Below are 26,377 nucleotides of genomic sequence, written 5' to 3'. Positions count from 1 at the left end.
TCTCGGGTGCGGCGACGACGCTGCGCCGCAGGCGCGACGTGCCGGACCGGCCACCGCGCCGCCTCGGTGCTCGTCGGTCTCGCCGAGACGGTGCGCCGCGCGACGCCCGGTGTCCACGGCGGGCGGCGTCCCCTCGACCCCGGCCGGCGGACAGTAGGCTCGTCGCGGATCGGCGTGGTGACAACGGGAGACGACGGCGGTGGGGGAGACGGCGGGCGACGGTGTGCGGATGGGCCGGTCGTCGCAGCTCACCGACCGGGTCGCGAGCTGGCTGCGCGAGGCGATCATGGTGGGGGAGCTGCCGGCGTCGTCGTTCGTGCGGACCGAGCACGTGGCCGCGCGCCTCGGGGTGAGCGCCACCCCGGTCCGCGAGGCGCTCATGCTCCTGCACGGTGAGGGCGCCGTGCGCTGGGAACCCCGTCGGGGTTTCCGGGTGGTCCCGCTGACCCGCACCGACGTCGACGATCTCTTCGCGGTGCAGGCCCACATCGCGGGCGAGCTCGCCGCCCGGGCCGCGACGACGCTGTCCGACGACGGCCTCGCCGACCTCCACCGGCTGCAGCGGGAGCTGGAGGCGGCGGGGGAGCGCGGCGAGCTCGGCCGGGTCGGCGAGCTCAACCACCAGGTGCACCGCACGATCAACAAGGCGGCAGGCGCGCACCGGTTGGCGTCGATGCTGAACCTGTTCGTCAACCACGTCCCACGCGGCTACTACGACCGCGTGCCGGGCTGGAGCGACGCGACGACCCACGACCACGACGCCGTGCTCGCCGCTCTGGACGCCCGCGATCCGGCCGCCGCCCGCGCCGCGATGGACGCGCACATCCGTCACATCGGGGCGCTGCTGGCCGACCACCTCGAGCAGCGCGGTGTCCTCGGGCCCTCCCCCGGGGACACCGCGCCCGACGCCGCCCGGGCGAGCGAGCGGGTCAGCCGAGTCCGCCGCGCTTGACCAGCTGTGCGGCGATGACGTTGCGCTGGATCTCGTTGGTGCCCTCACCGACGATCATCAGCGGCGCGTCGCGGAAGTAGCGTTCGACGTCGAACTCGGTGGAGTAGCCGTACCCGCCGTGGATGCGCACGGCGTCGAGCGCGACCTGCATCGCGGTCTCGGAGGCGAACAGCTTCGCCATCCCCGCCTCCATGTCGCAGCGCTGCCCCGCGTCGAACCTGTCGGCGGCGAAGAGGATCAGCTGACGCGCCGCGGTGATCTTGGTGGCCATGTCGGCCAGGTAGTTGCCGATCGACTGGTGCTGCCAGATCGGCTTGCCGAAGCTCTCGCGCTCCTGGGCGTAGGCCAGCGCGTCGTCGAACGCCGCCTGGGCGACGCCGAGCGCGCGCGAGGCGACCTGGATGCGCCCGGTCTCGAGGCCCTTCATCATCTGCGCGAAGCCGCGTCCCTCCGTGCCGCCGAGGACGGACGAGGCGGGCGTGCGGTAGTCGTCGAACGACAGCTCGCAGCTCTCGACGCCCTTGTAGCCGAGCTTGGGCAGGTCGCGCGAGACGGTGAGGCCGGGCCCGTGCTCGACGAGCAGGATCGACACGCCGCGGTGCTTCGGCTCGGCGGCCGGGTCGGTCTTGCACATCAGCGCGATGAGCTGCGACCTGCGCGAGTTGGTGATCCACGTCTTCGCGCCGTTGACGACGTAGTCGTCGCCGTCGCGGCGCGCGGTCGTCGTCATCGCCTGCAGGTCCGACCCGCCGCCGGGCTCGGTCAGCGCCATCGTCGCGCGGATCTCGCCGGTGGCCATCCTCGGCAGGTAGCGGTCCTGCTGCTCCTTGGTGCCGAACGCGACGAGCAGCTTGGAGACGACGGTGTGCCCACCCATCGCGCCGGCCAGGCTCATCCAGCCGCGGGCGAGCTCCGCGGTGACGAGGGCGTAGCACGGCATCGACACCGGCGCCTCGCCCCACGGCTCGGGGATCGCGAGGCCGAAGATGCCGAGCTGCTTCATCTGCTCGATGAGCTTCTCGGGGTACTCGTTCGCATGCTCGAGGTCGCGGACCACGGGCCGCACCTCGCGGTCGACGAACTCGCGGACGGTCTCGACGACGGCGCGTTCCTCGGTGCTCAGCTCGGTCACGACGGCAGGCTCCTCGCTCGGGTCCAGGGATTCTCCAGAATATAGAATTTCCGGCCTCTTCGCGCCGCCGGGCGGACGTCGTCACACCGGGTCCGGGCGTGACGTGTATCGCGCACTCAGCGTGTCGGTAACGATTCAGAAGATCGCGTCGTTGGAACGAGTGGAGCCCAGGGAACGTGCTCCCCGCCGGGACCCCGACACCGTGCACGACCCCGGCCGGCACACATCGACCGCACCGGAGGAACACAGAATGGCCGTCATCGACCGCCGCACCGTGTGGAGCGCCGTGGTCCGCGCCGCTCGCCGCTTCGACGAGTGGACGCTCGTCAGCTTCAACCCGCGTTACCCCGTCGGCTCGCACGACGAGCGGTGAGCACCGCGCCCGGGCTCACCGGCGACACAGAGACGAACGGGCCGGCGCCGCCGCGAGGCGACGCCGGCCCGTTCGCACGTGCAGGGACGGCTCGTGCAGGGACAGCTGAGACTGCAGGGACAGCTGAGATCGCGCGGATCGTCAGTGGGCGGGTGGCCCGTCGTCGCGGGCCGCGGCGACCTGCGCGGGCGTCGGCGGCTTGAGCGGCCGCAGCGTCACCCAGAGCAGGAACAGCCCGGCGACGACCAGCATGCCGATGCCCATGTCCAGGTTCAGGTTCGAGCCGCCGGTCTTCGCCCGGTCCTCGGTGCTCGTGGACACCAGCCCCATGATCAGCAGGACGATGCCGTAGACGCCGAACAGGACGGCGATGATGGTGCGGAGGTCGAACAGGTTCGCCGCGGCCGACGGCGGTGCGTCGGTCCCGCCCTGCGGTACCTCGGTGGGGCCCGTCCCGGCGGCGTCGTGGGCCTCTGGGGAGTCGGTCATCCGTCTCGCTCCTTCGGTTCCGGGCTCAGATGAAGATGATGTAGAGGACGACGACGAGGATCAGCACCAGCACGGCGAGCAGCTGCGGCGACCGGTACCAGCCGGCGTCGTCACCCTCGACGGAGTGCGACCGGCTCGCCCGCGGCGTGAGGCTCCACACGAGCCCCGCGAGCTCGCTGTCCGGCTTCGGCCGGCCCGCCATCGAGACGAGCAGCGCGACCCCGACGCCGACGATGAACGCGGCGCTGGCGCCGACGAAGCTGCCGGCCTGGCTGGACAGCTGCAGGACGTCGAAGCGGACCAGCTGGTCGATGACGACGGCGGCGACCGTGCCCGACAGCAGGCCGACCCACGCCGCGGTGCCCGTCATCCGCTTCCAGAACAGACCGAGGATGAAGATCGCGAACAGCGGCGCGTTGAAGAAGCTGAACAGCGCCTGGATGTAATCCATCAGGTTCTGCGAGCCCGACGCGATGAAGGCCGTGCCGATGGCGAGCACGCAGCCGACGACCGTGACCAGGCGGCCGACCTGCAGGTAGTAGCGGTCCGACCGGCCCGGTCGCACCCAGTCCTGCCAGATGTCGTAGGTGAACACGGTGTTGAACGAGCTGATGTTGGCCGCCATGCCCGCCATGAACGCGGCGAGCAGGCCCGCGATCGCGACGCCGAGGATGCCGTTGGGCAGCAGCTCCTTCATCAGCAGCGTCAGGGTGTCGTTGTAGGTGATGTCGCTGCCCGCGGGCGCCGTGCCGGCCTTGACGGCCTGGATCTGCGGGAGCAGGACGGCGCCGATCATGCCGGGGATCACGACGACGAGCGGGATGAGCGCCTTCGGGAAGGCACCGATGATCGGCGTGCGCCGGGCCGCGGACATGCTCTTGGCCGACAGCGCGCGCTGCACCTCGGCGAAGTTCGTCGTCCAGTAGCCGAAGGACAGGACGAAGCCGAGCCCGAAGACGATGCCGATGACCGACCAGACCGGGTTGGAGATCTCGGTGAGCTCCGTCCCCGGCCAGGACGACAGCTGTTCGGCGCCGCCGGGTCCCGCGGTGACCTTCTCCTTCAGACCCTCCCAGCCGCCGACGCGGTTGAGGCCGGCGAGGGTCAGCGGGATCAGCAGCGCGAGGATGACGAAGAACTGCAGGACCTCGTTGTAGATCGCCGCCGAGAGCCCGCCGAGCGTGGTGTAGGCGAGGACGACGAGCGCGGCGACCGGGATCGCCACCCCCAGCGGCCAGCCGAGCAGGGCTTCGATGATCAGGCCGAGGGCGAAGAGGTTGACCCCGGCGATCAGGATCGAGGCGACCGCGAAGATGACGCCCTGGATGCGCTGGGTCGTGCGGTTGAAGCGCTTGAACAGGAACTCGGGGACGCTGCGGGCCTTCGAGCCGTAGTAGAACGGCATCATGACCAGGCCGAGGAACACCATGGCCGGGACGGCGCCGATCCAGTAGTAGTGCACCGTCGCGATGCCGTACTGGGCCCCGTTGGCCATCATGCCGATCAGCTCGAGGGCGCCGAGGTTCGCGGAGATGAACGCGAGCCCGGTCACCCACGCGGGCATCGAGCGGCCGGACAGCAGGAAGTCGAGGCTCGACGACACCGACCGGCGGGCCATGTAGCCGATGCCGAGCACCAGGACGAAGTAGAAGGCGACGAGCAGGTAGTCGACGAAGTTGGCATCGAGCCGGACGTCGGCCGCCGCCTGGGCGAGCACCGTGGTCATGTCGTGCTCCGGGCCTCGCGTCGGGGCCAGTGCCGTCCGGTTCGCATCATCGCGACTCCCGCTCTCGGTCGACCGTTGTGCGGAGCAAGCTACCGGCTTCGGACACGTTCGAACAATTATCGACGTAACGATCCGATACTCATGGGTCCGCTGCGACAGGGGCGGTGACCCCTACCACACCGGGCGGGTCCGCGCACGTTGACGACTGAGTGATCATGTTGCATTCTGTGCGAAGTCGTTCGCGTCGTGGCTTTCGGCAGCTCGTGCGAGGAGGGATCGTGGGCCTGCTCGCACAGCAGCGCCGGGAGCTGATCCTCGAGCAGGTCCGGGCCCGCGGTGCCGTGCGCGTCACCGACCTGGCCGAGCGGTTCGGCGTGTCGGACATGACCGTGCGCCGGGACCTCGACGTGCTCGCCCGGCGCCGGCTCGTCGACAAGGTGCACGGGGGCGCGACGGCCGTCGGCTCGCCCAGTACCGACGAGCCGGGCTTCGTCGTCAAGTCGCACCGCCAGCTCGCCGAGAAGGAGGCGATCGCCGCCGCGGCGGCCCGGCTCGTCGAGCCCGGCTCGGCCGTCGGGCTCTCGGCCGGGACGACGACGTGGGCGCTCGCCCGCAGGCTCGTCGACGTCCCGGGTCTCACGATCGTCACCAACTCGATGGCCGTCGCCGACGTCTTCCGGGGCACCGCGCGGTCGGACCCGACGGTCATCCTCACCGGCGGGGTGCGGACCCCGTCGGAGGCACTCGTCGGGCCCGTGGCGGTGCGGGCGCTGCGCAGCCTCAACCTCGACGCGGTGTTCCTCGGCGTGCACGGCATGGCCGCGGCCGCCGGGTTCACCACACCCAACCTGACCGAGGCGGAGACCGACCGGGCGCTCGTCGAGGCGGGTCAACGCCTCGTCGTCGTCGCCGACCACACGAAATGGGGAACCGTGGGCATCTCGACCATCGCCGCACTCGGCGACGCGGACGTGCTCGTGACCGACGACGGCCTGGCCGCCGACGCGCGGGCCGTGCTCGCGGGCGAGGTCGAGGAGCTCGTCGTCGCACCGGTGCCGGGGGAGGGCGCGTGAGGCGCACCGAGGGCAGGCTGGCCGACGGCCGTCGCATCCTGTGGTTCGACGAGGACGCGACGCCCGGGCGCGACCCGGCCACGCTCGTCGACCGGCGGGACCTGCCGCGGACGATCTCGGCGTCGCAGCTGCGCTACGACACGCTCGCGGGCGAGTGGGTCGCGGTCGCCTCCCACCGCCAGGACCGCACCTACCAGCCGCCGGCCGACCAGTGCCCGCTCGACCCGACGCACGGCGAGCACCACACCGAGATCCCGACGCCGGACTACGAGGTCGTCGTCTTCGAGAACCGGTTCCCGTCGTTCGGCGGCGGTGCGCCGCTGTCGGGAACGACCCCGGACCCGGCGGCCGGGCGGTGCGAGGTCGTCTGCTTCACCAGCGACCACGACTCGTCGTTCGGCGCGCTCACCCCGGCCCGGGTGCGGCTCGTCGTCGACGTCTGGGCCGACCGGACGGCCGAGCTCGGCGCGCTCCCCGGTGTCGCGCAGGTGTTCCCGTTCGAGAACCGCGGCGCCGAGATCGGCGTGACGCTCGCCCACCCGCACGGCCAGATCTACGCCTACCCGTACGTGCCGCCCATCCCCGCGCGGATGCTCGACAGGGCCCGTGCCCACCTCGCCGCGACCGGCCGCAACCTGTTCGCCGACGTGCTGCACGCCGAGCGGGCGGGCGAACGTGTCGTCGTGGCGGGGGAGCACTGGACCGCGTTCGTGCCGGAGGCGGCGCGGTACCCGGTGGAGGTCCACCTGTACCCGCACCGGCAGGTCCCCGACATCCCCGCGCTGACCGACGCCGAGCGTGACGAGTTCGCCGAGGTCTACCTCGACGTCCTCGGTCGTCTCGACGCGCTCTACGGCGACCCGCTGCCCTACGTCGCGGGCTGGCAGCAGGCGCCCGTGCGGCCCGAGCACGACGGCGACCGCGAGCTCGCCCACCTGCACCTGCGGGTGTCGTCGATCCGCCGGGCGCCGGGCAAGCTCAAATACCTGGCGGGCTCGGAGACCGGCGCGGGCGCGTTCGTCAGCGACGTGCTCGCGGAGTCCGTGGCCCAGCGGCTGCGGGACATCCGGTGACGGTCGGGTCGAGCACCCTGCGCGCCGCCTTCGCACGGCGGTTCGACGGGCCGCCCGACGTCGTCTGGCGGGCGCCGGGCCGGGTCAACCTGATCGGGGAGCACACGGACTACAACGACGGCTTCGTGCTGCCGTGGGCGCTCCCGCTCGGGGTCAGCGCGGCGTTGCGGCGCAACGACTCCGGCGTCCTGCGGATGGTGTCGCTGCAGCACGGCGACGAGGTCGTGGAGGCCGGGGTCGCCGACCTCGAGCCCGGGTCGGTGCCGGGCTGGGCGGGCTATCCCGCCGGTGTGGTGTGGCGGTTGCGCCGCGCCGGCCTGCCCGTCGGCGACGCCGGGTTCGACCTGGTCGTCGACGGTGACGTGCCGGCCGGTGCGGGGCTGTCCTCGTCGGCGGCGCTGGAGTGCGTCGTCGTCCGCGCGATCGACGACGTACTCGGCCTCGGCCTCACCGGCCCCGACGCGGCGGCCCACGCCAGGGGTGCGGAGAACGAGTTCGTCGGCGTGCCGAGCGGCGTGATGGACCAGATGGCCTCGCTCATGTGCGCGGAGGGCTGCGCGCTGTTCCTCGACACCCGCAGCATGGCGACGCGGCAGGTGCCCCTCGACCTCGATCCCGGTGCCGGTGGGGGGCTCGCGCTGCTGCTCGTCGACACGAACGCACCGCACCGGCTCGTCGACGGCGAGTACGCCGACCGGCAGCGCGCCTGCGCCGCGGGCGCCCGGGCACTCGGGGTGCCGGCGCTGCGCGACGTCCCGCTCGCCGGCCTCGACGACGCCCTCGCGCGCCTCGACGACGAGGTCGTCCGCCGCCGGGTGCGACACGTCGTCACCGAGAACGCCCGGGTGCTCGACGTCGTCGGCCTGCTCGACGCCGGGCGACCCGAGGAGATCGGGCCGCTGCTCACCGCCTCGCACGCGTCGCTGCGCGACGACTTCGAGGTCACCGTGCCCGAGCTGGACACGGCCGTGGCGGCGGCGCTGGACGCGGGCGCGCTCGGTGCCCGGATGACCGGGGGCGGGTTCGGGGGCAGCGTCGTCGTCCTCGCCAGGACCGACGCCGCCGGCGCCGTCACCGACGCGATCGCCGCCGCGTTCGCCGACCGTGGCTACGCGCCGCCGCGCGCGCTGCCGGCGACGCCGTCGGCGGGCGCGCACCCGATCACCGACGACTGAGCGTCGCGGTCCCGCTCTCGAGCAGTCCGGCGTAGATCCCGCGCAGCTCCGCGGCCCACCGGCCTGCCTCGAAGCGGTCGAGGAACCGCTGCCGGGCGGCCGCGCCGAGCCGCGCGCGCCGGTCGGGGTCGGCGGCGAGCGCATCGAGCGCGGCCGCGATCCGGGCGGCGTCGAGCGCGACGAGCACGCCGGTGTCGCGGGTGACGATCTCGGGGATGCCGCCCGTCGTGCTCGCCACCGCGGGCAGACCGAGCGCGAGCCCCTCGACCAGCCGGCGCGGCATGGCGTCGGACCGCGTGGTGTGGACCATGACGTCGGCGGCCCGCAGCAGGTCGAGGGGGTCGCCGGTGGGGTGGAAGACGATGCGCGCCGCGAGCTCGTCGTCGCGGTCGACGCGTGCCTGCAGCCACGGCCGCAGCGGCCCGTCGCCGCCGAGCACGACGGTGACCGGGCTGCTGTCCGAGAGCGCGGCGACGGCGTCGAGCAGCAGGTCCTGGCCCATCCCGCGGCGCATGGGCGCGACCGAGGCGACGAGCACGCCGTCCGCCGCCACCCCGAGGCGCTCGCGCAGCCGCTCGCGGGCGGTCGCGTCGCCGTGGCCGGGGTCGCCGACGCCGTTGGGCAGCACGACGAGATCGGCCGCCGCGCCCGCGTACCAGTCGCGCTGCAGCTGCGAGATCGCGATCGTGCGCGTCACGAAGCGGCGCCTGGCGAGGATCTTCGCCGCGCGCTTGGCCCGGTCCGAGGCGTCGGCGGGCTGGGACTCGATGCGGTGCACCGTCGACACGACCGGCATCCGCAGCCGCGCCCCGGCCAGCCCGCCGAGCGTGTCGGCGTTGCCGACGTGGGTGTGCAGCAGGTCGACGCGGTGCCGGCGCAGGACGTCGACGAGCCGCGGCAGCGACCGCGGATCCCACGGCGCCGTGCCCAGCTCGACGACGGGCACGCCCAGCGCGCGCAGCCGGCCGGGCACGGGGGAGAGCGCGGTCGTCGCGATCGCCACCACGACCAGTTCGAGACCGGCCGCGGGCGCGGCTCCGGCCAGGTCGAGGATGCCGTTCTCGGGCTCGTCCGGGTGCAGGGACGGGACGAGATGGGCGACGCGCACGGCGGCCTCCTGCTCCGGCCGGCCGGGGACCGGCCAGGGGCGACGGCGCCGTCACCCCGTCGGGTGATGTCCGTGCCGGACCCTACCGAGGGCCGCGCGGGCCGGCACGCGGGGTGCGCCCGGGACGCGGTCAGGCGCTGCGCCGCCGGCCCTTGCGCCGCTTGCGGGCCGTGCCCGTCATCTCGGCGCACGCGTCGCACGGCTTGCCGTCGGGCTCGACGAGCGGGGCGGGGGACACGACGTACCCGCAGACGGCGTGGTAGCGGCCTGTGTCGGCCGCGGCGGTGCGGGTGAGCTCGGTGTCCGGGACGTGGTGCGAGCGCGCGTCACGTCGACAGGTCACGGCGACGGTGACGATCCCGGCGTCGATCCTCGCCCCGTCCGCGACGGCAGCCGGCGCGACCGCGCCCGGCCGCGTGCCGCGGCGCTCTCCTGCTCGTTCCCCGCCCACCTCGGACTGGATCTCCTCGCCACGTACCCGGTTCCCGACCGGACAGGTCGTCCGCTCGGCACGCACGCTATCGTCCCCGGCTCGACGGCCATCTGCAAGGTCATCTGCACGTGCATCTGCAAGGACGAGCCGCCCGGAACGGCGGATCGGGGGACGACTCATGACAGCGGTTCCGCCCGCCACACCCGCGCCCGGGCCGGACGCGACCCGGACGCCGACGGCCGTCGGCGGCGCCGATGTCGACCGGTCGGCCCGGCCGTGGGTACGGGCGCCCGAGCTCGGCACCGTGCGCTGGCGCAAGAGCAGCGCGAGCAACCCGAGCGGTGACTGCGTCGAGGTCGCCGGGCTCGACGGCGGAGCCGTCGCCGTCCGCAACTCGCGCGACCCGCTGGGCCCGGCACTCGTGTACACCCGCGCGGAGATCGCCGCGTTCGTCCGCGGGGTGCGCCTCGGGGAGTTCGACGACCTGACCTGATCGTGAGTGGCGATGCCTGCTCGTGAGCGGCGTCGTCCCCTGATGTCCCGGACGACTCCGGATCCCGGTGCGGCACAGGGTGCGCGGTGCTGCGGCCGATCGGCCGTACGGTCCCGGCCCGGTGGCGGTCGCGGTCCGCGCACGGCCCGCTATGCTCCGTGACGACCGTGTGCCCGTCGGCGTCTGGAGTCGTTCGTGACCGCACCGGGCAAGCCGCAGGGGCTGCCGGATCCGGAACACAGCGGACCGACCGTGCTGAGGATCGTGCTCGGCACCCAGCTGCGTCGGATGCGCGAGGCCCAGGGGATCACCCGAGAGCAGGCGGGCGACCACATCCGCGCCTCGCACGCCAAGATCAGCCGCCTCGAGCTGGGGCGGGTCGGGTTCAAGGAACGCGACATCGCCGATCTGCTCACCCTCTACGGGGTCACCGACGAGCGCGAGCGCGGCGAGTTCATGGACCTCGTCGCGCAGGCCAACGTGCCGGGGTGGTGGCACCAGTACGGGGACCTGCTGCCGAGCTGGTTCGAGATGTACCTGCGGCTCGAGCAGGCGGCCTCGGTGATCCGCACCTTCCAGGTCCAGTTCGTCCCAGGCCTGCTGCAGTCCGAGGACTACGCGCGGTCGGTCATCGTCGTCGGGCATCAGGGCGAGTCCGTCGAGGAGATCGACCGCCGCGTCCACCTGCGGATGACCCGGCAGAAGCTGCTCGGCGAGCCGGGCGCGCCCGCGTTCTGGGCGGTGATCGACGAGGGTGCGCTGCGGCGGCCGTTCGGTCCGCCGCGGGTCATGCGCGGGCAGATCGACCACCTGCTGGAGATGACCGAGCTGCCCAACGTCACGGTGCAGGTGCTGCCGTTCACCTTCGGTGGGCACGCCGCCGCGGGCGGGCCGTTCACCATCCTGCGCTTCGCCGAGCCCGACCTGCCCGACATCGTCTACCTCGAGCAGCTCACGAGCGCGGTCTACCTGGAGAAGCGGCCCGAGGTCGAGGCCTACCTGGCCGTCATGGAGCGGGTGAGCGTGCAGGCCGAGACCCCGGCGCGCAGCGCCGAGATGCTGCACCGGCTGCGCCGGGGCCTCTGACACACGCTGACGGCCTCTGGCACAGGCTGACGCCCGCGCCGGAGGGCGCAGGACGTGCGCTCAGTCCTTGCGGCCGATCGCGCCCGCGCACAGCGTGTGCACCGGGCTGTCGGTGGGCGTCGCGGCGTCTGGGTGCCAGTCGTTGGCGTACACCAGGCCGGGCTCGACGAGCTCCAGCCCGTCGAAGAAGCGCCGGAGCTCGTCCCAGGTGCGGAACCGCCCGGTCCCGAGGCCACCCTGCAGGAAGCCGCGCTCGAGGCGCTTGGCGCGGGGCTCGTCGTCGTCGAGGAAGTGCGAGAGCAGCAGGTACCCGCCGGCGGGGAGCCGGTCGCGCAGCGTCGCGACGATCCCGCAGGGATCCTCGTCGTCGCCCAGGTGCTGGACGATGCCGGACAGCAGGATCGCGTAGGGCTCGCCGGTGTCGATGAGCCTGCCGACGGCGTCGTTGCCGAAGATCGAGTCCGGGTCGCGCAGGTCGGCCGTGATCACCGCGGTCGACGGGTCCCGGCCGAGCAACGCGCGTCCGTGGGCGAGGACCCCCGGGTCGTTGTCGACGTAGACGACGCGTGCGTCGGGGGCGACCTCGTGGGCGAGCTCGTGGACGTTGCCCTCCGTGGGCAGGCCCGAGCCGATGTCGAGGATCTGGCGGATCCCGGCCTCCGCGACGAGGTACCGCACGCCGCGGCGCAGGAAGTGGCGGTTCTCCCGGGCGAGCAGGGGCGCGTCGGGCAGCGCGTCGAAGATGCTCTGCGCGGCACGACGGTCGACCTCGAAGTGCTGCTTGCCGCCGAGCACGTAGTCGTACACCCGGGCGATCGACGGCCTGCTCAGGTCGGCCCCGGGCACCTCGTCGCGGGTGTCCTGGCCGGCGGCCGGTCGGTTGGTCACCGCGTGCTCCTTCATCGTGCCCGGGTCGTGCCCTGCGCCCCCGGCCGCCCGGTGCGGGCGTCCGGCGGTGCGGTGCCGAACCCTATCGAGATCGACACCGCGGGACCGCCGCGGCCCCACGGCACGTCCGGGTGCGTGTCGGGAACGACCCGATCGGGCGTCAGGCCCGGCGGATCTCCCCGTCGGGGTGCTGCGGGAGGCCGAAGAGCGGGAACAGGTTCGTGTCGAGGAAGTGGCTGAACCCGACGATCCGGTCGTCCTCGACGTGCAGCACCTGGATCGAGAACGGCTCGTGCAGCCCGCCCGGGCCGCTCGGGCGGTACGCCGCGAACGCGAGCTGGCCGTTGGCCTCGAAGGGCAGCAGCCGCGACCCCGCGCACCCGCTGCCGGGACCGCCGTCCATCCAGGCGATGATGTGGTCGCGGCCCCGCATCCAGAGCGCGAAGGGCGGCATGACCTGCACCGCGTCCTCCGCGATGAGCCCGACGAGCGCCTCCATGTCGAAGCGCTCGAAGGCGGCGACGTAGCGCTCGAGCAGCGCCCGGTTCTCCTCGTTCATCGGGTCGGGCCGGTCGTCGGTGAGGTCGCGCGACGACATCGTCGCCCGCGCGCGCTGCAGCGCGCTGTTGACCGACGCCACGGTCGTGTCCAGCAGCTCGGCCGTCTCGGCCGCCGACCAGGCCAGCACCTCCCGCAGGATCAGCACGGCCCGCTGCCGCGGCGGCAGGTACTGCAGGGCCGCGACGAACGCGAGCCGGATCGACTCCCGCGCCACGGCCGTCTCCGCCGGGTCGGCCGTGCCGGGCAGCACCCGCGAGTCGGCGATCGGCTCCACCCAGACCGTCGAGTCCAGCGGCTCTCCGAGCGCCTCGGCGACGGGCTCACCCGCCGCCGACAGGTCCATCGGCAGGGCGCGGCGCTTGCGCCCCTTCAGCATGTCGAGGCAGACGTTGGTGGCGATCCGGTACATCCACGAGCGCAGCGACGACCGCCCGTCGAACTTCGCCAGGCCGCGCCACGCCCGGATCATGGTCTCCTGCACCGCGTCCTCGGCCTCGAACGCCGACCCGAGCATGCGGTAGCTGTACGCCGTCAGCTCGCGCCGGTGCTCCTCGAGGCGCGGGTCGAACGCGGGTGCCGAGCCGGGCGGCGCCGGGTGTGGTGCCGGCCGTGCAGCCGGGTGCGGTGCCGTCGCCAGGTCCGTCATGCAGAACCCCTCCCCCAGGGTCGTCGGACGGGACCGGTCGCACGCCTGTCGCGGCCGGTGTGATGGCCAGCATAGGGACGGGCACCGACGAAAAACCCGCGTCGATCGGTGGGACGGCGCGGCCGGTCCGGCGGACGGCGCGGTCGTGTGCACTGTGCGATCGTCGGGTCACGGAGGGGTACGGCGCGGCCGGTCGTACGACGCGAGGTGCAGGGTCGTGCCCGCGTCGCCGTGCTCGACCCGGAGCTCGCGGGTCAGCGCCCGGATCAGCCGCATGCCGTGGCCGCGCGGTGCCGCGCTCGTCGCGACGCCGTCCCAGCGGCCGCAGTCGTGCACGGTGCAGTCGACGTGGCAGGACGCGTGTGCCGTGGTGAGCCGGGCGTCGACCCGGATGCCCTCGCAGACGCGCGCGCACCCGTGCTCGACGGCGTTCGACACGGCCTCGCTCACGGCGAGCACGAGATCGGCGGCCTCGTCGGCGGGCCAGCCCGCCGCCGCGAGCCAGCGCCCGAGATCGCGACGCAGCGGCTCGAGCGCGGTGGGCGCGCAGCGGACGGGCCACGACACCGCCCGCGCCGCCGCCCCCATACCGCCTCCGCGCCCGCCGTCTCGCCCGTCCACCCCGGTCGGCCTGCGGATACCCGGGCCCGGGGCGCGCCCAAACAGAACGCCGCGGCGCGCGGGGGAGCGGGGGCGCGGCGGCGGCGGTCAGCTCTCCGCGGGGCGACCGCGCTCCAGGACACCCCGCAGCAGCGCGGCCTGCCCGGCGTGCTGGGCGTCGTCGTCGACGACGCTCACGAGCCGCACGCCGAGGGTCACGGGCGGGTCCCAGCGCACGTCGACGACGCGGTCGAGGTCCTCGGGGGTGAGGGTGCGCAGGAACTGCTGGGTGCGCTCGTTCACGGCCGCGAGATAGCCGCGCAACAGGTCCGCGCCCGGCCGAACGGCGGCCACCTCCGCGGGGCCGTGGCCGTAGCCGGTGGCCGTCGCGGCATCCGCGAGCGGAAGTGCGAACCGGTCGGCCCAGCCGTCGGCGGTCCAGGCCTGCTCGCGACCCGCGACCTCGCTGACGTGGTCGTCCTGCACCCGGATCAGGTGCCAGACCAGCCAGGCGATGCTGTTGCCCTCGGGGTCGGGCAGCCGGACGAGCACGTCCTCGTCGATGCCGGCGAGCACGCCGTCGACGGTGTCGGGGATGCGGCCGAACGCGTCGGCGAGCAGGTCGGCCGGGGTCATGCGGGCCTCCGAGGAGCGTCGGTCGAGGATCTCCCGCGCGACGCTACGCAGGATCTCCCGCGACCGCAGCCGTGTCCACCGCCGACAGCGGCCGCAGGGTGTCGAGTGCCGCGTGAGCCCGCGCGGCGACGTCGGGCAGCTCGTCGGGGCCGGTCACCGCGCCGAGCCGCTCGATGGTGCGGACGACCACCGCCAACAGCGCGTCGGCCAGCACCGCCGCCCGTGGCCCGGCCGCCGGGTCGGCCGCGGCCAGCTCCGACGCGAGCCTGCCGGCGATCCGGTGTGCCAGCGCGAGCAGGGCGCGGTGCAGCGTGTCGCTCCCGGCGACGAGCCGGATCATCCCACCGGGCGTCGCGATGCCGCGTTCGGCCGCGGGGCCGAGGACGAAGTCGTCGAACCACCCGCGGAACGCGTCGAGCGGGTCCCGGCCGGGCGGCCGCTCGGCGACGGCGCCGAGCAGGGTCGCCTCGAAGACCGGGGCCTGGTCGAACACGAGGCTCTCCTTGGTGGGGAAGTAGTTGTAGAGCGTCTGGTCCGAGACACCCGCGGCGCGGGCGATCTGGCTCATCGAGACCGCGGCGTACCCGTTGCGGCCGAACAGCTCCGACGCCGCCGCGGCCATCGCGGCGCGGGCCTGCGCCTTCTTCTGCTCCCGAATCCCCATCCGTCCTCGCCCAGAATCTGGTGTTACTCTAATGTTTGTGCAACTCAAAGAATCTTACGACGTGTTGGTCGTCGGTGCCGGCCCGGTCGGTCTGTTCCTCGCCGCGGAGCTGCGCCGGGGTGGTGTCGACGTCGCGGTGCTGGAGCGCGAACCCGCCCCGGTCCCGCAGATCAAGGCGGGCTCGATCGGCCCGACGTCGGCCGAGCTGTTCGACCAGCGGGGGCTGGTCGATCGCTTCCCACAGCCCGACCTGACCCGGTTCCTGCCGGCCGCGCAGTCCGGGGCCCAGGAGCAGCGACGTCCCGTCGGGCACTTCGCCGGCCTGTGGTCGCTGCGGGGAGCCCCCGGGCTGCGCACCGCGCCGATCATCGCGGCCCAGTACGAGGTCGAGATGGTGCTGGCGGAGTACGCGGCCGGGCTGGGCGTCACCGTCGCGCGCGGGTACACCGTCACCGGGCTCGTCGACCACGGACCGACCGTGCGCGTCACCGCCGCGCGCGCCGGGGGCGAAACCGAGGTCGCGGCCCGGTTCGTCGTCGGGGCCGATGGCGGGCGCAGCGCCGTCCGCAGGCTCGCCGGGTTCGGGTTCGACGGCACGGCGGCGACGATCACGGGCAGGCAGGCGCTGGTCCGGCTCGCGGAACCGCATGCGCTGGAACGCGGCTGGCACCGGACCGGGCACGGCATGATCGTGTACGGCCCCGACCCGCGCCGCGTCCTCACCGCCGAGTTCGACGGCCCGCCCACCGACCGGGAGTCGCCGCTGACCCGGGAGGAGATCGAGAACAGCCTGCGCCGGGTGTCGGGCACCGACGTCACGGTCACCGAGCTGCTGACCGGCACCCGCTGGACCGACAATACCCGCAAAGCCGACGACTACCGGCGTGGCAGCGTGCTGCTCGCGGGCGACGCCGCCCACGTGCACCCGCCGTTCGGCGGGCAGGGCCTCGACCTGGGCTTCCAGGACGCGGCGAACCTGGGTTGGAAGCTCGCCGCCACGGTCGCGGGCACCGCGCCCGACGGACTGCTCGACACCTACCACGATGAGCGCGGACCGGCCGCCGCGGCCGTGCTGGACAACACCCGGGCGCAGGTGGCGCTGATGCGCCCCGACCCGCAGACCTCCGCGCTGCGGGACCTGTTCGCCGACCTGCTCGTCTACGACGACGCGAACGCGCACGTCAGCCGCCTGATGGCGGGGACCGGCAACCCGTACCCCACCGAGTCGGCGCATCCGGAGGCCGGCCGCCCCGCCGCCGACCGTGCGGTGGGCGACGAGCGGCTGTACGCCCTGCTGCGCACCCCCGGCGCGCTCCTGCTCGACGCCACGCCCGACGGTGCCGCACAGCGGGTCGCGGAGGGCTGGGCCGGTCGTGTGCGGGTCGTCGAGGGACCGGAGAACCTCCTGGTGCGCCCGGACGGTGTCGTCGCCTGGGGCGGGCCGGACCTCGACGGGCTGGCCGACGCGCTCACCCGTTGGTTCGGCGCTCCCGCCCGGCGGCCCTCGACCGTCGGGTGACTACGCCGGACGGCGCGGCGTCCCACGCATGCTGCACCAGAACGCGGCGATCTCGGCCGTCGTCAGCTCGGTGCGCACCTCGGCGGCCATCTTGTGTCCGAACCGGCGGCGCAGCGCCTTGCGCGCGATCTTGCGGACGCGCCGGTCGAGCTCGTCGGGCGGTTCCTGGTCGCCGAAGGACAGCAGCGCGACGAACCCGTGGCGGTACCGGTCCCGGCGGCGTGGCGGGGTGCGGACGTCACGCGCGACCGACAGCTCGGCGGTCATCGGACGCTTCGCGTTCCCGTTGATCGCGCGGGTCAGCTCCGCGGCGATCGCGTGCGGGTCGAGGTGCGCAGGCGCTGTGACGTGCACCACTGCCATGACGGCGTCCGACGCCTCGGCCACGGCCCACCTCCGGTCGACGTCGCGGTCCCCACGGGAACGGTATGCCAGCGGCGACCGGGCCGCCGGGCGCGCAGGCCCGACGGCGGTCGCGACGTCACGCGCACGCCCGTTCCGCGCGGTGCCCGCACTCACGCGACCGGTGCGCGGGCACCGGCCGCTCGCCAACGGGGCCGGCGAGGCCCGCCGCGCTGCCGCGCCGGCCGACGAGCCTGCCGTGCAGGGGGACACTGGGGGAATGACGGAAGCGGACCGCGACCTCCGGCCCGGGAACGGCGACCGGTACGAGCACGAGCACGCCGATCGGGGCGGCGCGCCGGCGTGCTTCGCCCACCTGCTGTGCCCGGAGTGCGCGGCGGTCCCGGAGGACGGCGCCACGAGCTGCTGGCGGTGCGGATCCGTGCTCCCGCGGCGTGACGCCTCGGGCTGAGCAGCTGCGCTCGGGCTCAGACCCAGGGGTACGACCCGGTGGCGCGGGTCCGCTCCGCCGGGTCGTCGGGCCTGCGCGCCACGTGTGCGGCGGCCCCCGGCGACATCCCACGGCGGCCGGGGTCCCACTCGCCCTGGTTCGGTGCCTCGTGCGCCGAGTAGCCCGACCCTGCAGGCGCGCAGGGCGCGGTGTGGACGTAGGTGTGGTTCCAGAGCACGGTGCCGTCCGGCAGTGCCCGGTCGATGTGGGCCAGGCCGAGGTGCTCGTCGGTCTCGGCGACGGGCCCGAAGCAGCGTTCGCAGATACGGATCATCGTTCGGTCTCCAGCGACGGGGTCCGTGCGGTGCACGGACTGGCGGAGGCGGCCGCGTCGGCGTTGACGGTGGTGTCGGTCCACCCTGTGTCCATGGGCTCGGGTACCCAAGTTCACGGGAAAGTGTCTCATTTCGAGACGACAATGCAGCGTTAGCTACGCCACGCGGCAGGATGCCGCCCCCTCGGTCCGAGGTTGCCCCGAAGGGTGGCGTCGGCGAAGGTGTCGAGCAGGACGCATCGTTGAGCAGCAGCCGTGCGCGCCGTTCCCACAGTCGGTCGACCGGGAGTGACGATGAGTCCGTTGACCAGCCCCGCCCCGGGCGGGTTCGAGGTGCGCACGCACGTCCCCGTGCCGACCGTGGCGGTGCTGCGCCCGGAGGGTGAGCTCGACCTGGTGACCGCGCCGGAGCTCGTCGCGCGCGTCGAGCTGCACGTCGGCCAGGGCCGCCACGTCGTCATCGACCTCCAGGACGTCACCCTGCTCACCTCCAGCGCCCTGCAGTCGCTGCTCGCCGTGCACACCACCGCCCGCACGGCAGGCCGCCGGCTGCGACTCACCGGCTGCGGGCACGCGCCGGTGGCCCGGGTCCTGGTCGGGACCGGGCTCGACGCCGTGCTTCCGCTGACGGCGCTGAGCAGCGAGGAGGTCGTCGCCGCACTGGCGCATCCCCGGGGCGCGACCCGGCGACCGGCGTCCGACTGAGCTCCGACGGGCGCGGGTGGGCCGGCCGCGGGACCGTTCGACCCGTCGTCCGTACGTCCCGCCGCGCCGCGCGGCCCGCTCGCCGCTGGGGGCCGTTGGTCCCTACTGTCCGTTCACCGTCGGGAGTGGACTGCCCGCGGCAGCGACGCCGGGTCTCGTTCGGGAGCCGCCTCCGCGGAGGAGGACGGCGGACACCGTGGTGGCGCCGCCCGTTCCGGGGCGCATCCCGGGTACCGGCCCGAGGAGGAACCGTGCGTGCTCTCGACCGCATGGTGATCGACACCCACCCCGACCCTGACCCCGACACCCGTCACGACGGCGACGTGCCCACCCGTCCGTTCCCGTCCGCCCGTCCCGCCGGCGCGCCGGTCAGCAGCGTCCTCCTCGGCGTGCACGGCGGGTGCGACGTCGTCGTCACGGTCCGCGGCCCGCTCGACGACGCCACGGTCGGCCGCATCGCCCGGCTGCTCGCGGTCGTGACGGCAGACGGTGCGCAGCACGTGATCGTCGACCTCACGGCGTGCCCCGACCTGCCGGCCGGCGCACGCCCCGTGCTCGACGAGCTGCGTGCCCGGCTGGCGGCGAACGGCGGCTGGCTGCTGGTCGAGGGTGCCACGACGGGACCGCCCGAGCCGAGCCTGATCGAGGTCTTCGCGGCCTACGCCGACACCGCCCGCAGGAACTGCGACGACCGCGACCAGACCGGTCCGGCGATCCCGGACCCCCGTGGGGAGTCCGTGCTCACCGGGTGAGCACGGGCGTCGCCGCGGGGACGGGCCCCCGCGGGCGGCACGTCAGTGACCGGCGGCCAGCACCGCCGCGCCGATGATCCCTGCCTCGTTGAGCAGCTCGGCGGGCACCATCTTCGTGTGGATGTCCACCTTCGACATCCACTTCGCGGACTTCTTGCTCACGCCGCCGCCGACGACGATCAGATCGGGCCGCAGCAGCGACTCGACGACGCCGTAGTAGCGGGTGAGCCGCTCGGCCCAGCCGTCCCAGTCGAGGTCCTCGCGCTCGCGGGCGGAGTCGGCGGCGCGCTTCTCCGCGTCGTACCCGTCGATCTCCAGGTGGCCCAGCTCGGTGTTGGGCCAGAGCTTGCCGTCGATGACCAGCGCCGATCCGATCCCGGTGCCGAGCGTGCTGACGAGGACGACACCGGAGTTGCCCTTGGCGGCGCCGAACCGGACCTCGGCCACGCCGGCGGCGTCGGCGTCGTTGACGACGAGCGCCTTGCGGCCGGTGGCGTTCTTCATCAGCTCGTGGGCGTCGGTGCCGATCCAGCTGTGGTCGATGTTGGCCGCGGTCCGCACGACGCCGTGCTGCACGACCGCCGGCAGGGTGCAGCCGAACTCGCGGTCCCAGCCGAAGTGGTCGAGCACCTTGGTGACGACCTCGGCGACGGCGTCGGGCGTCGCCGGCTGCGGGGTCGGGATGCGCAGCCGGTCGTCGGTCAGCTCGCCCTTGCGCAGGTCGACCGGTGCGCCCTTGATGCCCGAGCCGCCGATGTCGATGCCGAACCCGATGTGCTTGTCGTGCTTGGACTTCTCCGACTTGCCCGACATGTCACGCCCCTCCGAGTGCCGCGGAGACCACGTCGCGGGCCTCCTCCTGGATGCGCGCCAGGTGCTCCGCGCCGCGGAAGCTCTCCGCGTAGATCTTGTAGACGTCCTCGGTACCCGACGGCCTGGCCGCGAACCAGCCCGACTCCGTCGTGACCTTCAGCCCGCCGAGCGGCTCGCCGTTGCCCGGCGCGCAGGTGAGCCGCTCGGTGATCGGCTCGCCGGCGAGCTCGGTCGCCGTGACGTCGTCGGCCGAGAGCTTGCCGAGACGGCTCTTCTGCTCCCGGGTCGCCGCGACGTCGGTGCGCGCGTAGGCCGGGTCGCCGAAGCGGCCGGTCAGCTCCCGGTAGTGCTCGCTGGGCGTCGACCCGGTGACGGCGGTGATCTCGGAGGCGAGCAGCGCCAGGATGATGCCGTCCTTGTCGGTCGACCACGCCGAGCCGTCGAAGCGCAGGAACGACGCCCCCGCGCTCTCCTCGCCGCCGAACCCGACGGAGCCGTCGAGCAGCCCGGGCACGAACCACTTGAACCCGACGGGCACCTCCAGCAGGGTCCGGCCCAGGTCGGCGGTGACGCGGTCGATCATCGACGAGCTCACCGCGGTCTTGCCGACGGCCGCGCCGCCGGGCCAGCCGGGCCGGTGCGCGAAGAGGTAGCCGATCGCGACGGACAGGTAGTGGTTGGGGTTCATCAGCCCGCCGTCGGCGGTGACGATGCCGTGCCGGTCGGAGTCGGCGTCGTTGCCGGTGGCGATGCGGTACTCGGGGTTCTCGGCCATGCGCGCCACCAGCGACGCCATGGCGTAGGGCGACGAGCAGTCCATCCGGATCCTGCCGTCCCAGTCCAGCGTCATGAACGCGAACCGCGGGTCGACCTCGGGGTTGACGACGGTCAGGTCCAGCCGGTGCCGCTCGGCGATCGCGGCCCAGTAGTCGACGGCCGCGCCGCCGAGGGGGTCGGCGCCGATGCGCACGCCCGCCTGCCGGATCGCGTCGAGGTCGACGACGTTCGGCAGATCGTCGACGTAGCCGGTCAGGTAGTCGTGCGGCCGGGTCGTGGCCCGCGCCAGGGGCACCCGGCGGACCCCGGCGAGCCCGGCCTCGAGCAGTTCGTTGGCCCGGTCGGCGATCCAGCCCGTCGCGTCGGTGCCGGCCGGCCCGCCGTGGGGCGGGTTGTACTTGAAGCCGCCGTCGGCGGGCGGGTTGTGCGACGGGGTGACCACGACGCCGTCGGCCAGCCCGGAGGTGCGGCCGCGGTTGTGGGTCAGGATCGCGTGCGAGACCGCGGGGGTGGGGGTGTAGCGGCCCGCGGCGTCGACCAGCACATGGACGTCGTTCGCGGCGAAGACCTCGACGGCGGTCGTCCAGGCGGGCCCGGACAGGGCGTGGGTGTCGCGGCCGAGGAACAGGGGGCCGTCGGTGCCCTGCGCGGCCCGGTACTCGACGATGGCCTGGCTCGTCGCGGCGATGTGGTCGTCGTTGAACGTCGTCGTGAGCGACGAGCCGCGGTGGCCCGAGGTGCCGAACGCGACGCGCTCGGCGACGACCTTCGGGTCGGGGTGGCGGTCGCGGTAGGCGGCGTACAGCTCGTCGAGATCGACGAGGTCCTCGGGGCGCGCGGGGGTGCCGGCGCGCGGGTGCGGAGCCATGGTCACAGCCTGCCGCATCCCGCCTCGCGCGCAAGGGGTGCCCGGGTCGCCCGGGCCGTCAGCCGCGGACCAGCCGGGGGAGCAGCGACGACGCGATCGTGATCATCGCCGCGGCCGCCAGCAGGAGCACGGCGAAGTCCAGCCAGAGCCGCGCCGGCGTGCCGATCAGGAGCCCGCGCAGCGCCTCCACCTCGTAGCTGAGCGGGTTGACGTGGTTGATCACCTGCAGCCAGCCGGGCATGAGCTCGACGGGGTAGAGGGCGTTCGAGGCGAAGAACAGCGGCATCGTGATCGCCTGCCCGATGCCCATCAGGCGGTCGCGGGACAGCACGAGCCCCGCGATCGTGATCGACAGGCAGCAGAAGAAGGCCGACCCCAGCAGCAGCGCGACGACCACCCCGAGCCAGTGCAGGGGGTTGGGGGACAGTGCCACCCCGAGGACGAGCGCGAGGAGCAGCACGACGACCGCCTGCGCCACGGCCCTGACCCCGGCCGCGAACGCCTTGGCGGTGACCAGGGCCATCCGCGGCGTGGGGGTGACCAGCAGCTTCGACAGCACCCCGGCGTCGCGTTCCCAGATGATCTGGATGCCGTAGAAGATCGCGATGAACAGTGCCGACTGGGCGAGGATGCCCGGGGCGAGGAAGTCCAGGTACGGGGTGTCCCCGGTCGGGATCGCGTGGATGCGGGTGAACACCTGGCCGAACACGAGCAGCCACAGCGCGGGCTGGACCGCCCGGGTGACCAGCTCGGAACGGTCGTGGCGCAGCCGCTGGAGCTCGACCAGGCACATCGTCGCGACGCGGCGGGCCGCGGTCGCGAGGGTGCCGAGCGGGCCGGGGTCCTCAGCCGAGGCGGCCGGCGGTGCGACGGGCAGCACGGACATCGCGCAGTCCTCCGGATCGGTCGGCGAGCGTGTCGCCGGTGTGGTGGCGGAACACGTCGTCGAGGGTGGCGTCGGGGCCGAGAGCGCCCCGCAGGTCGGCGGGGGTGCCCAGGGCCTGGACCCGGCCACGGTGCATGAGGGCGATCCGGTCGCACTGGGCGTCGGCCTCCTGCATCGCGTGGGTGGTGACCAGGACGGTCATCCCGGTCGCGAGGCGGATGTCGGTGATGCGGTCCCACACGCCGTCGCGGGCGACGGGGTCCAGCCCGACCGTCGGCTCGTCGAGCACGAGCACCCGCGGTGCACTGACCAGCGCCTGGGCCAGCTCCAGGCGCCGGACCATGCCGCCGGAGTAGGTCTTGACCTGCCGGTCGGCGACGTCGAGCAGGTCGACGGCGGTGAGCACGGCGTCGACCTGGGCGTCGCGGTCGCGGCGGGGGACGTCGAAGAGCCGGGCGAACAACGCGACGTTCTCCCGCCCGGAGAGCGTGCCGTCGGCGGACAGCTGCTGCGGGACGTAGCCCAGCAGCCGGCGCACCGCGCTGCGCCGACGGGCCACGTCGATGCCGAACACCTCGATCGCGCCGGGCGGGGCCGGGAGCAGCGTCGTGATCATGCGGATCGTCGTGGTCTTGCCGGCGCCGTTCGGCCCGAGCAGGCCGAACACCTCGCCGGGCCGGACCTCGAGGTCGATGCCGTCGACGGCGACGGTGTCGCCGAAGGCCTGGCGCAGGCCGGTGCAGCGCACGGCCGGGACGTCGGCGGGGGGTCCGGCGCCGATGGCGGTCATCGAGCCTCCTCGGGGGATCGGGTGACGGGAACGGGGAGCTCGTCGAGGGTGCCGGCGAGCTTGTCGAGGATCGGCAGCGCGGCGGCGAGCACGGCCTGTTCGTCGGCGCCGAGCGTGCGCAGCCCGGCGGTGACCAGCTCGGTACGGGCGGCCCGCCAGCGGGCGAGGCGCTCCCGTGCGGCGGCGGTGAGCTCGAGGCGGGCGGCGCGGCGGTCGTCGGGATCGACGGTGCGGCACAGCAGGTCGGCGGCGACCAGCTGGTTGACCAGGGTGCTGACGGTGTTGGGCGCCAGGTGCAGCCCCCGGGCCGCCGCGGCGACGCCGATGCCGGGCTCGCGCTCGACGAGCTGCAGCAGCTCGACCTGCGCCCCGCGCAGCGGGACGGTCCCGGGGAGCTGCTCGCGCAGCCTGCGACGGACGACGCGGCGCAGCCCGAGGACCGCTGCCATCAGCTCGTCGCCACGGGGGAGGGACACGCCGGAACCATACCTCCGAGTCAGAGCTATTGCCTAATGGCAAGTATCACGTCCCGACGGGCGGCGTGCTCAGGCGGACGAGGCGTAGTACACCTGCATGACCACGCCCATCACGATCGCCGCGACCCCGACGACCAGCGCGGCGATCCACACCCCGCTCGCGCCGCGCCGGCGGGCGAGCACCGCGAGGACGATCGCGGCGAGGCCGAGTGCGTAGCCCGCCAGCGGCATGAAGTACCCGGACGCGACACCCGCGACCGCGATGACGACGGCCGCGACGGCCTGGGTCGAGGCCTGGCCCATGCCGCGCTGGGGTTCCGCCGCAGGCGCGGGGGCGGGCGTGGCGGGCTTCGGCGCGGTACGGGGCGCGGGTCGGGCGGCCGCGGACCGGGACGTCCCGCCGCGACCCTTGCCGCCCCGGTTGTTCTTGGCCATCGCTGCCGCCCCTGCCGTCACTCGATCCGGTATCCCGACCGGGCACCACCGTACCGAGGCCGCCTCAGTGCGGTGCGCGCGCGAGGACCTCCCCGTTCGGGACGGTGAACCAGCCGTCGGGGTCGGCCGCCCAGGCCCGCCAGCCCGCGGCCATCTCCGCGAGCTCGGATGCGGACGCGATGCCGCGTTCCACCGCCTGCTGTGCCACGCGCGAGGTCGTGATGCGGTCGGCCCAGAGCCCGCCCCACCAGGCGCGCTCGTCGGGCGTCGTGTAGAGCCAGACCGACGCCGAGGCCGTGACCTCGGTGAAGCCTGCCTGCCGTGCCCAGGCGTGGAGCTTGCGGCCCGCGTCGGGGTCGGCGCCGTTCGACCGGGCCACGGCCCGGTACGTCGCGAGCCAGGCGTCCAGCCGGTCGTCGGCCGGGTACCACGTCATCGCCGCGTAGTCGGCGTCGCGGACGGCGACGACGCCGCCGGGGGCGAGGACCGACCCCATGGCGCGCAACGCCGCCACCGGGTCGGTGAGGTGCTGCAGGACCTGGTGGGCGTGCACGACGTCGTAGCGCCCGGCGCCCGGGTCCAGCGCGTACACGTCGGCGACTGCGAACTCCAGCGTCGTGATCCCGGCGCCGGCCGCGCGGGCCTCGGCGAGCGGGTCCTCGACGGGATCGATGCCCAGCGTCCGGCCGGGCGCGACGAGCCGTGCGAGGTCGGCGGTGATCGTCCCCGGCCCGCAGCCGACGTCGAGCAGCGAGAGCCCTGGCCGCAGGTGCCCCAGCAGGTAGCCGGCCGAGTTCTGCGCAGTGCGCCAGCGGTGCGAGCGCAGGACGCTGTCGTCGTGCCCGTGGGTGTAGACGTCCTGGTCAGACACGGGTGGCCCCCTGAGGCGTCGAGACCGCCGCGTCGAGCGCCGCGCGCATCGGCTCGACCGGCCCGGCATGCCCGGTCATCAGCGTGACCTGGGCGACGGCCTGGTGCAGCAGCATCGACAGGCCGCTCACGACGGCGCAGCCCGCCACGCCCGCCGACCGGGCCAGCGGCGTCGGCCAGCCCGCGTAGACGGCATCGAGCACGGCGGTGCCGGGCGTCCAGACCGTGTCGACCAGGACGTCGGCGGCCCCGGGCGGCAGCGTCGAGACGACGACCCCCGCCCCGGCCAGGGTGCCCATGGCGACGCGCGGGTCCGCGAGATCGGCGCGCACGTCGGGGGAGACGCCCAGCCGCTCGGCGGCCGTCCGCAGGTCGGCGGCCCGGGCGGGGTCGCGGACGAGGACCCGCGGTGCGGGGTCGCCGAGGTCGCGCAGCGCCGCCAACGCCGCGCGCGCCGTGCCGCCCGCGCCGAGGACGACCGCGTCGCGTGCCGTCCGCACCCCGGCCTCGCGCAGCGCCGCGACGATGCCCGCGACGTCGGTGTTCTCGGCGACCCGGCCGGCGGCGGACAGGACGAGGGTGTTGGCCGCCCCGGTGGCCGCGGCGAGGTCCGACACCGTGTCGGCGACGTCGAGGGCGACGCGCTTGAGCGGCATCGTCAGCGACAACCCGGCCCAGGTCGCGTCGAGGCCCTCGACGAACGCGGGCAGGCCCGCCTCGTCGCACTCGTGCAGCCCGTACTCCCAGCCGGTGAGGCCGAGCGCGGCGTACGCGGCGCGATGCAGGACGGGGGACAGCGAGTGCGCGACGGGCGAGCCGAGCACGGCGGCGCGGCGCACCGGGCCGGTCTGTTCCGGGGCCGCCGGTTCCACGGGCATGTCCGGCAGTATGCGCACCGCCGCCGCGCGGGCACTACGCGGGCGGCGCACCCCAGCTGCGGAAGCGCTCGACGGTGACCTTGCCGGCGCCGGGGTCGGGCTCGCCGGCATCGGCGCGCGCCGTGAACCGCCGCACGCCGTACTCGACGCCCGCGAGCGTCATCGCCGACTCCGAGCAGCCGATGCCGTACTTGGCACGGACCCGCTCGTCGGCGATGGTCATGCACTCCCGCGTGCGGGCCAGGAAGTCGTCGAGCGAGTACTGCGCACCCGCCTCGAAGTAGTCCTTGACGATCAGCGAGGGCGAGTAGAACGACTGCGTCGACCCGTCCGGCCAGCGGACGTCGAACAGGACATCGGGCACGGTGCTCCT

The 26,377-nt window shown here is 74.1% G+C and carries 32 protein-coding genes; 11 read left to right on the top strand and 21 right to left on the bottom strand.

The annotated features are described in order from the left end of the window. The first annotated feature begins 199 nt into the window (after positions 1–199). On the top strand, positions 200–952 hold the full coding sequence (locus tag PSED_RS18450; RefSeq protein WP_013675760.1) for a GntR family transcriptional regulator: 753 nt from the start codon (positions 200–202) through the stop codon (positions 950–952). On the opposite strand, the gene PSED_RS18445 is transcribed toward PSED_RS18450, so the two are convergent. Continuing rightward, positions 930–2,084, bottom strand: a complete 1,155-nt coding sequence (locus tag PSED_RS18445) for an acyl-CoA dehydrogenase family protein (RefSeq protein ID WP_013675759.1) — start codon at positions 2,082–2,084, stop codon at positions 930–932. The genes PSED_RS18450 and PSED_RS18445 overlap by 23 nt on opposite strands. 250 nt (positions 2,085–2,334) lie before the next feature. Here PSED_RS18445 and PSED_RS35340 point away from each other — a divergent pair, with 250 nt between their 5' ends. Beyond that, the gene (locus tag PSED_RS35340; protein WP_013675758.1) at positions 2,335–2,457 is read left to right on the top strand and encodes a hypothetical protein; all 123 of its coding nucleotides are present in this window, start codon (positions 2,335–2,337) and stop codon (positions 2,455–2,457) included. Between the two features lie 141 nt (positions 2,458–2,598). Here the strand turns inward: PSED_RS35340 and PSED_RS18440 are convergent, their stop codons facing one another. Both PSED_RS18440 and PSED_RS18435 read right to left on the bottom strand, forming a co-directional pair. Further along, complete coding sequence (locus PSED_RS18440; RefSeq protein WP_013675757.1) at positions 2,599–2,946, bottom strand: DUF3784 domain-containing protein; 348 nt, start codon at positions 2,944–2,946, stop codon at positions 2,599–2,601. A 25-nt stretch (positions 2,947–2,971) separates the two neighbouring features. After that, positions 2,972–4,672 carry a sodium:solute symporter family protein gene (locus tag PSED_RS18435; protein ID WP_013675756.1) on the bottom strand — a complete coding sequence of 567 codons (1,701 nt, stop codon included), beginning with the start codon at positions 4,670–4,672 and terminating at the stop codon, positions 2,972–2,974. A 278-nt stretch (positions 4,673–4,950) separates the two neighbouring features. Between PSED_RS18435 and PSED_RS18430 the strand changes: the two genes are divergently transcribed. From PSED_RS18430 to galK, 3 genes are read left to right on the top strand one after another with little or no spacing between them, the layout of a single operon-like run. Further along, complete coding sequence (locus tag PSED_RS18430) at positions 4,951–5,745, top strand: DeoR/GlpR family DNA-binding transcription regulator (protein ID WP_013675755.1); 795 nt, start codon at positions 4,951–4,953, stop codon at positions 5,743–5,745. Continuing rightward, entirely contained in the window at positions 5,742–6,818 is a 1,077-nt protein-coding gene (gene galT / locus PSED_RS18425) for a galactose-1-phosphate uridylyltransferase (protein ID WP_013675754.1), read from the top strand. Before PSED_RS18430 ends, galT begins: the two co-directional genes overlap by 4 nt. After that, positions 6,815–7,993 (top strand): galactokinase, encoded by a 1,179-nt coding sequence (gene galK / locus PSED_RS18420; protein WP_013675753.1) that lies wholly within the window; start codon positions 6,815–6,817, stop codon positions 7,991–7,993. Before galT ends, galK begins: the two co-directional genes overlap by 4 nt. Here the strand turns inward: galK and PSED_RS18415 are convergent. Next, the gene (locus tag PSED_RS18415) at positions 7,980–9,101 is read right to left on the bottom strand and encodes a glycosyltransferase family 4 protein (protein ID WP_013675752.1); all 1,122 of its coding nucleotides are present in this window, start codon (positions 9,099–9,101) and stop codon (positions 7,980–7,982) included. The two genes, galK and PSED_RS18415, sit on opposite strands and share 14 nt — an antisense overlap. Before the next feature lie 130 nt (positions 9,102–9,231). Next, a complete protein-coding gene (locus PSED_RS18410) occupies positions 9,232–9,618 on the bottom strand; it encodes a hypothetical protein (RefSeq protein ID WP_013675751.1) in 387 nt (128 codons plus the stop codon). 220 nt (positions 9,619–9,838) lie between these two features. Here PSED_RS18410 and PSED_RS18405 point away from each other — a divergent pair, with 220 nt between their 5' ends. Together PSED_RS18405 and PSED_RS18400 are read left to right on the top strand one after the other, a co-directional pair. Continuing rightward, positions 9,839–10,027 (top strand): DUF397 domain-containing protein, encoded by a 189-nt coding sequence (locus tag PSED_RS18405; RefSeq protein ID WP_041761584.1) that lies wholly within the window; start codon positions 9,839–9,841, stop codon positions 10,025–10,027. A 195-nt stretch (positions 10,028–10,222) separates the two neighbouring features. Next, positions 10,223–11,113, top strand: coding sequence for a Sco1979 family transcriptional regulator (locus PSED_RS18400; protein WP_013675749.1), 891 nt, complete (start codon positions 10,223–10,225; stop codon positions 11,111–11,113). Between the two features lie 60 nt (positions 11,114–11,173). On the opposite strand, the gene PSED_RS18395 is transcribed toward PSED_RS18400, so the two are convergent. The 5 genes from PSED_RS18395 to PSED_RS18375 all read right to left on the bottom strand — a co-directional run bounded on the left by PSED_RS18395 (position 11,174) and on the right by PSED_RS18375 (position 15,108). Next, the gene (locus PSED_RS18395) at positions 11,174–12,001 is read right to left on the bottom strand and encodes an SAM-dependent methyltransferase (protein WP_013675748.1); all 828 of its coding nucleotides are present in this window, start codon (positions 11,999–12,001) and stop codon (positions 11,174–11,176) included. Positions 12,002–12,161: 160 nt separating this feature from the next. Next, entirely contained in the window at positions 12,162–13,208 is a 1,047-nt protein-coding gene (locus PSED_RS18390; protein WP_013675747.1) for a sigma-70 family RNA polymerase sigma factor, read from the bottom strand. A 168-nt stretch (positions 13,209–13,376) separates the two neighbouring features. After that, on the bottom strand, positions 13,377–13,796 hold the full coding sequence (locus PSED_RS18385) for an ATP-binding protein (RefSeq protein ID WP_041759845.1): 420 nt from the start codon (positions 13,794–13,796) through the stop codon (positions 13,377–13,379). Positions 13,797–13,916: 120 nt separating this feature from the next. Continuing rightward, positions 13,917–14,444, bottom strand: a complete 528-nt coding sequence (locus tag PSED_RS18380; protein WP_013675746.1) for a mycothiol transferase — start codon at positions 14,442–14,444, stop codon at positions 13,917–13,919. A gap of 43 nt (positions 14,445–14,487) precedes the next feature. After that, the gene (locus tag PSED_RS18375) at positions 14,488–15,108 is read right to left on the bottom strand and encodes a TetR/AcrR family transcriptional regulator (protein WP_013675745.1); all 621 of its coding nucleotides are present in this window, start codon (positions 15,106–15,108) and stop codon (positions 14,488–14,490) included. Between the two features lie 61 nt (positions 15,109–15,169). Between PSED_RS18375 and PSED_RS18370 the strand changes: the two genes are divergently transcribed. Next, positions 15,170–16,627, top strand: a complete 1,458-nt coding sequence (locus tag PSED_RS18370; RefSeq protein ID WP_041759843.1) for an FAD-dependent monooxygenase — start codon at positions 15,170–15,172, stop codon at positions 16,625–16,627. Here the strand turns inward: PSED_RS18370 and PSED_RS18365 are convergent, their stop codons facing one another. Next, on the bottom strand, positions 16,628–17,014 hold the full coding sequence (locus tag PSED_RS18365; RefSeq protein ID WP_013675743.1) for a hypothetical protein: 387 nt from the start codon (positions 17,012–17,014) through the stop codon (positions 16,628–16,630). Positions 17,015–17,249: 235 nt separating this feature from the next. Between PSED_RS18365 and PSED_RS18360 the strand changes: the two genes are divergently transcribed. Further along, positions 17,250–17,441: a hypothetical protein gene (locus PSED_RS18360; RefSeq protein ID WP_143770536.1), complete on the top strand. Its 192-nt coding sequence runs from the start codon at positions 17,250–17,252 to the stop codon at positions 17,439–17,441. 16 nt (positions 17,442–17,457) lie between these two features. Here PSED_RS18360 and PSED_RS18355 read toward each other — a convergent pair whose 3' ends face one another. Beyond that, on the bottom strand, positions 17,458–17,754 hold the full coding sequence (locus PSED_RS18355) for a hypothetical protein (RefSeq protein ID WP_013675741.1): 297 nt from the start codon (positions 17,752–17,754) through the stop codon (positions 17,458–17,460). Between the two features lie 294 nt (positions 17,755–18,048). Here PSED_RS18355 and PSED_RS18350 point away from each other — a divergent pair, with 294 nt between their 5' ends. Together PSED_RS18350 and PSED_RS18345 are read left to right on the top strand one after the other, a co-directional pair. Then, positions 18,049–18,459: an STAS domain-containing protein gene (locus PSED_RS18350; protein ID WP_013675740.1), complete on the top strand. Its 411-nt coding sequence runs from the start codon at positions 18,049–18,051 to the stop codon at positions 18,457–18,459. Positions 18,460–18,710: 251 nt separating this feature from the next. Next, positions 18,711–19,211 carry an STAS domain-containing protein gene (locus tag PSED_RS18345; RefSeq protein WP_013675739.1) on the top strand — a complete coding sequence of 167 codons (501 nt, stop codon included), beginning with the start codon at positions 18,711–18,713 and terminating at the stop codon, positions 19,209–19,211. 42 nt (positions 19,212–19,253) lie between these two features. Here the strand turns inward: PSED_RS18345 and ppgK are convergent, their stop codons facing one another. The 9 genes from ppgK to PSED_RS18300 all read right to left on the bottom strand — a co-directional run bounded on the left by ppgK (position 19,254) and on the right by PSED_RS18300 (position 26,368). After that, positions 19,254–20,024, bottom strand: a complete 771-nt coding sequence (ppgK, locus tag PSED_RS18340) for a polyphosphate--glucose phosphotransferase (protein ID WP_013675738.1) — start codon at positions 20,022–20,024, stop codon at positions 19,254–19,256. Between the two features lies 1 nt (position 20,025). Beyond that, positions 20,026–21,669 carry a phosphoglucomutase (alpha-D-glucose-1,6-bisphosphate-dependent) gene (pgm, locus tag PSED_RS18335; RefSeq protein ID WP_041761580.1) on the bottom strand — a complete coding sequence of 548 codons (1,644 nt, stop codon included), beginning with the start codon at positions 21,667–21,669 and terminating at the stop codon, positions 20,026–20,028. A gap of 58 nt (positions 21,670–21,727) precedes the next feature. Continuing rightward, positions 21,728–22,555 (bottom strand): ABC transporter permease, encoded by an 828-nt coding sequence (locus PSED_RS18330; protein WP_013675736.1) that lies wholly within the window; start codon positions 22,553–22,555, stop codon positions 21,728–21,730. Then, positions 22,515–23,345, bottom strand: a complete 831-nt coding sequence (locus PSED_RS18325) for an ABC transporter ATP-binding protein (protein ID WP_013675735.1) — start codon at positions 23,343–23,345, stop codon at positions 22,515–22,517. The genes PSED_RS18330 and PSED_RS18325 overlap by 41 nt, the downstream gene beginning before the upstream one ends. After that, positions 23,342–23,821: a MarR family winged helix-turn-helix transcriptional regulator gene (locus PSED_RS18320; RefSeq protein ID WP_013675734.1), complete on the bottom strand. Its 480-nt coding sequence runs from the start codon at positions 23,819–23,821 to the stop codon at positions 23,342–23,344. Before PSED_RS18320 ends, PSED_RS18325 begins: the two co-directional genes overlap by 4 nt. Positions 23,822–23,890: 69 nt before the next feature. Next, entirely contained in the window at positions 23,891–24,256 is a 366-nt protein-coding gene (locus PSED_RS18315; protein ID WP_013675733.1) for a hypothetical protein, read from the bottom strand. 64 nt (positions 24,257–24,320) lie between these two features. Next, positions 24,321–25,127 (bottom strand): methyltransferase domain-containing protein, encoded by an 807-nt coding sequence (locus PSED_RS18310; RefSeq protein ID WP_013675732.1) that lies wholly within the window; start codon positions 25,125–25,127, stop codon positions 24,321–24,323. Then, on the bottom strand, positions 25,120–26,004 hold the full coding sequence (locus tag PSED_RS18305; RefSeq protein WP_083845456.1) for a shikimate dehydrogenase: 885 nt from the start codon (positions 26,002–26,004) through the stop codon (positions 25,120–25,122). The genes PSED_RS18310 and PSED_RS18305 overlap by 8 nt, the downstream gene beginning before the upstream one ends. Before the next feature lie 34 nt (positions 26,005–26,038). Further along, complete coding sequence (locus PSED_RS18300) at positions 26,039–26,368, bottom strand: MSMEG_0570 family nitrogen starvation response protein (RefSeq protein ID WP_013675730.1); 330 nt, start codon at positions 26,366–26,368, stop codon at positions 26,039–26,041. Positions 26,369–26,377: the final 9 nt, after the last annotated feature.

This window comes from Pseudonocardia benzenivorans CB1190 (assembly GCF_000196675.2).
In the GTDB taxonomy this organism is placed as follows: Bacteria; Actinomycetota; Actinomycetes; order Mycobacteriales; family Pseudonocardiaceae; genus Pseudonocardia; species Pseudonocardia benzenivorans.
The sequence above is the reverse complement of the archived record's forward strand: the minus strand, read 5'-3'. Positions and strand labels throughout refer to the sequence as shown.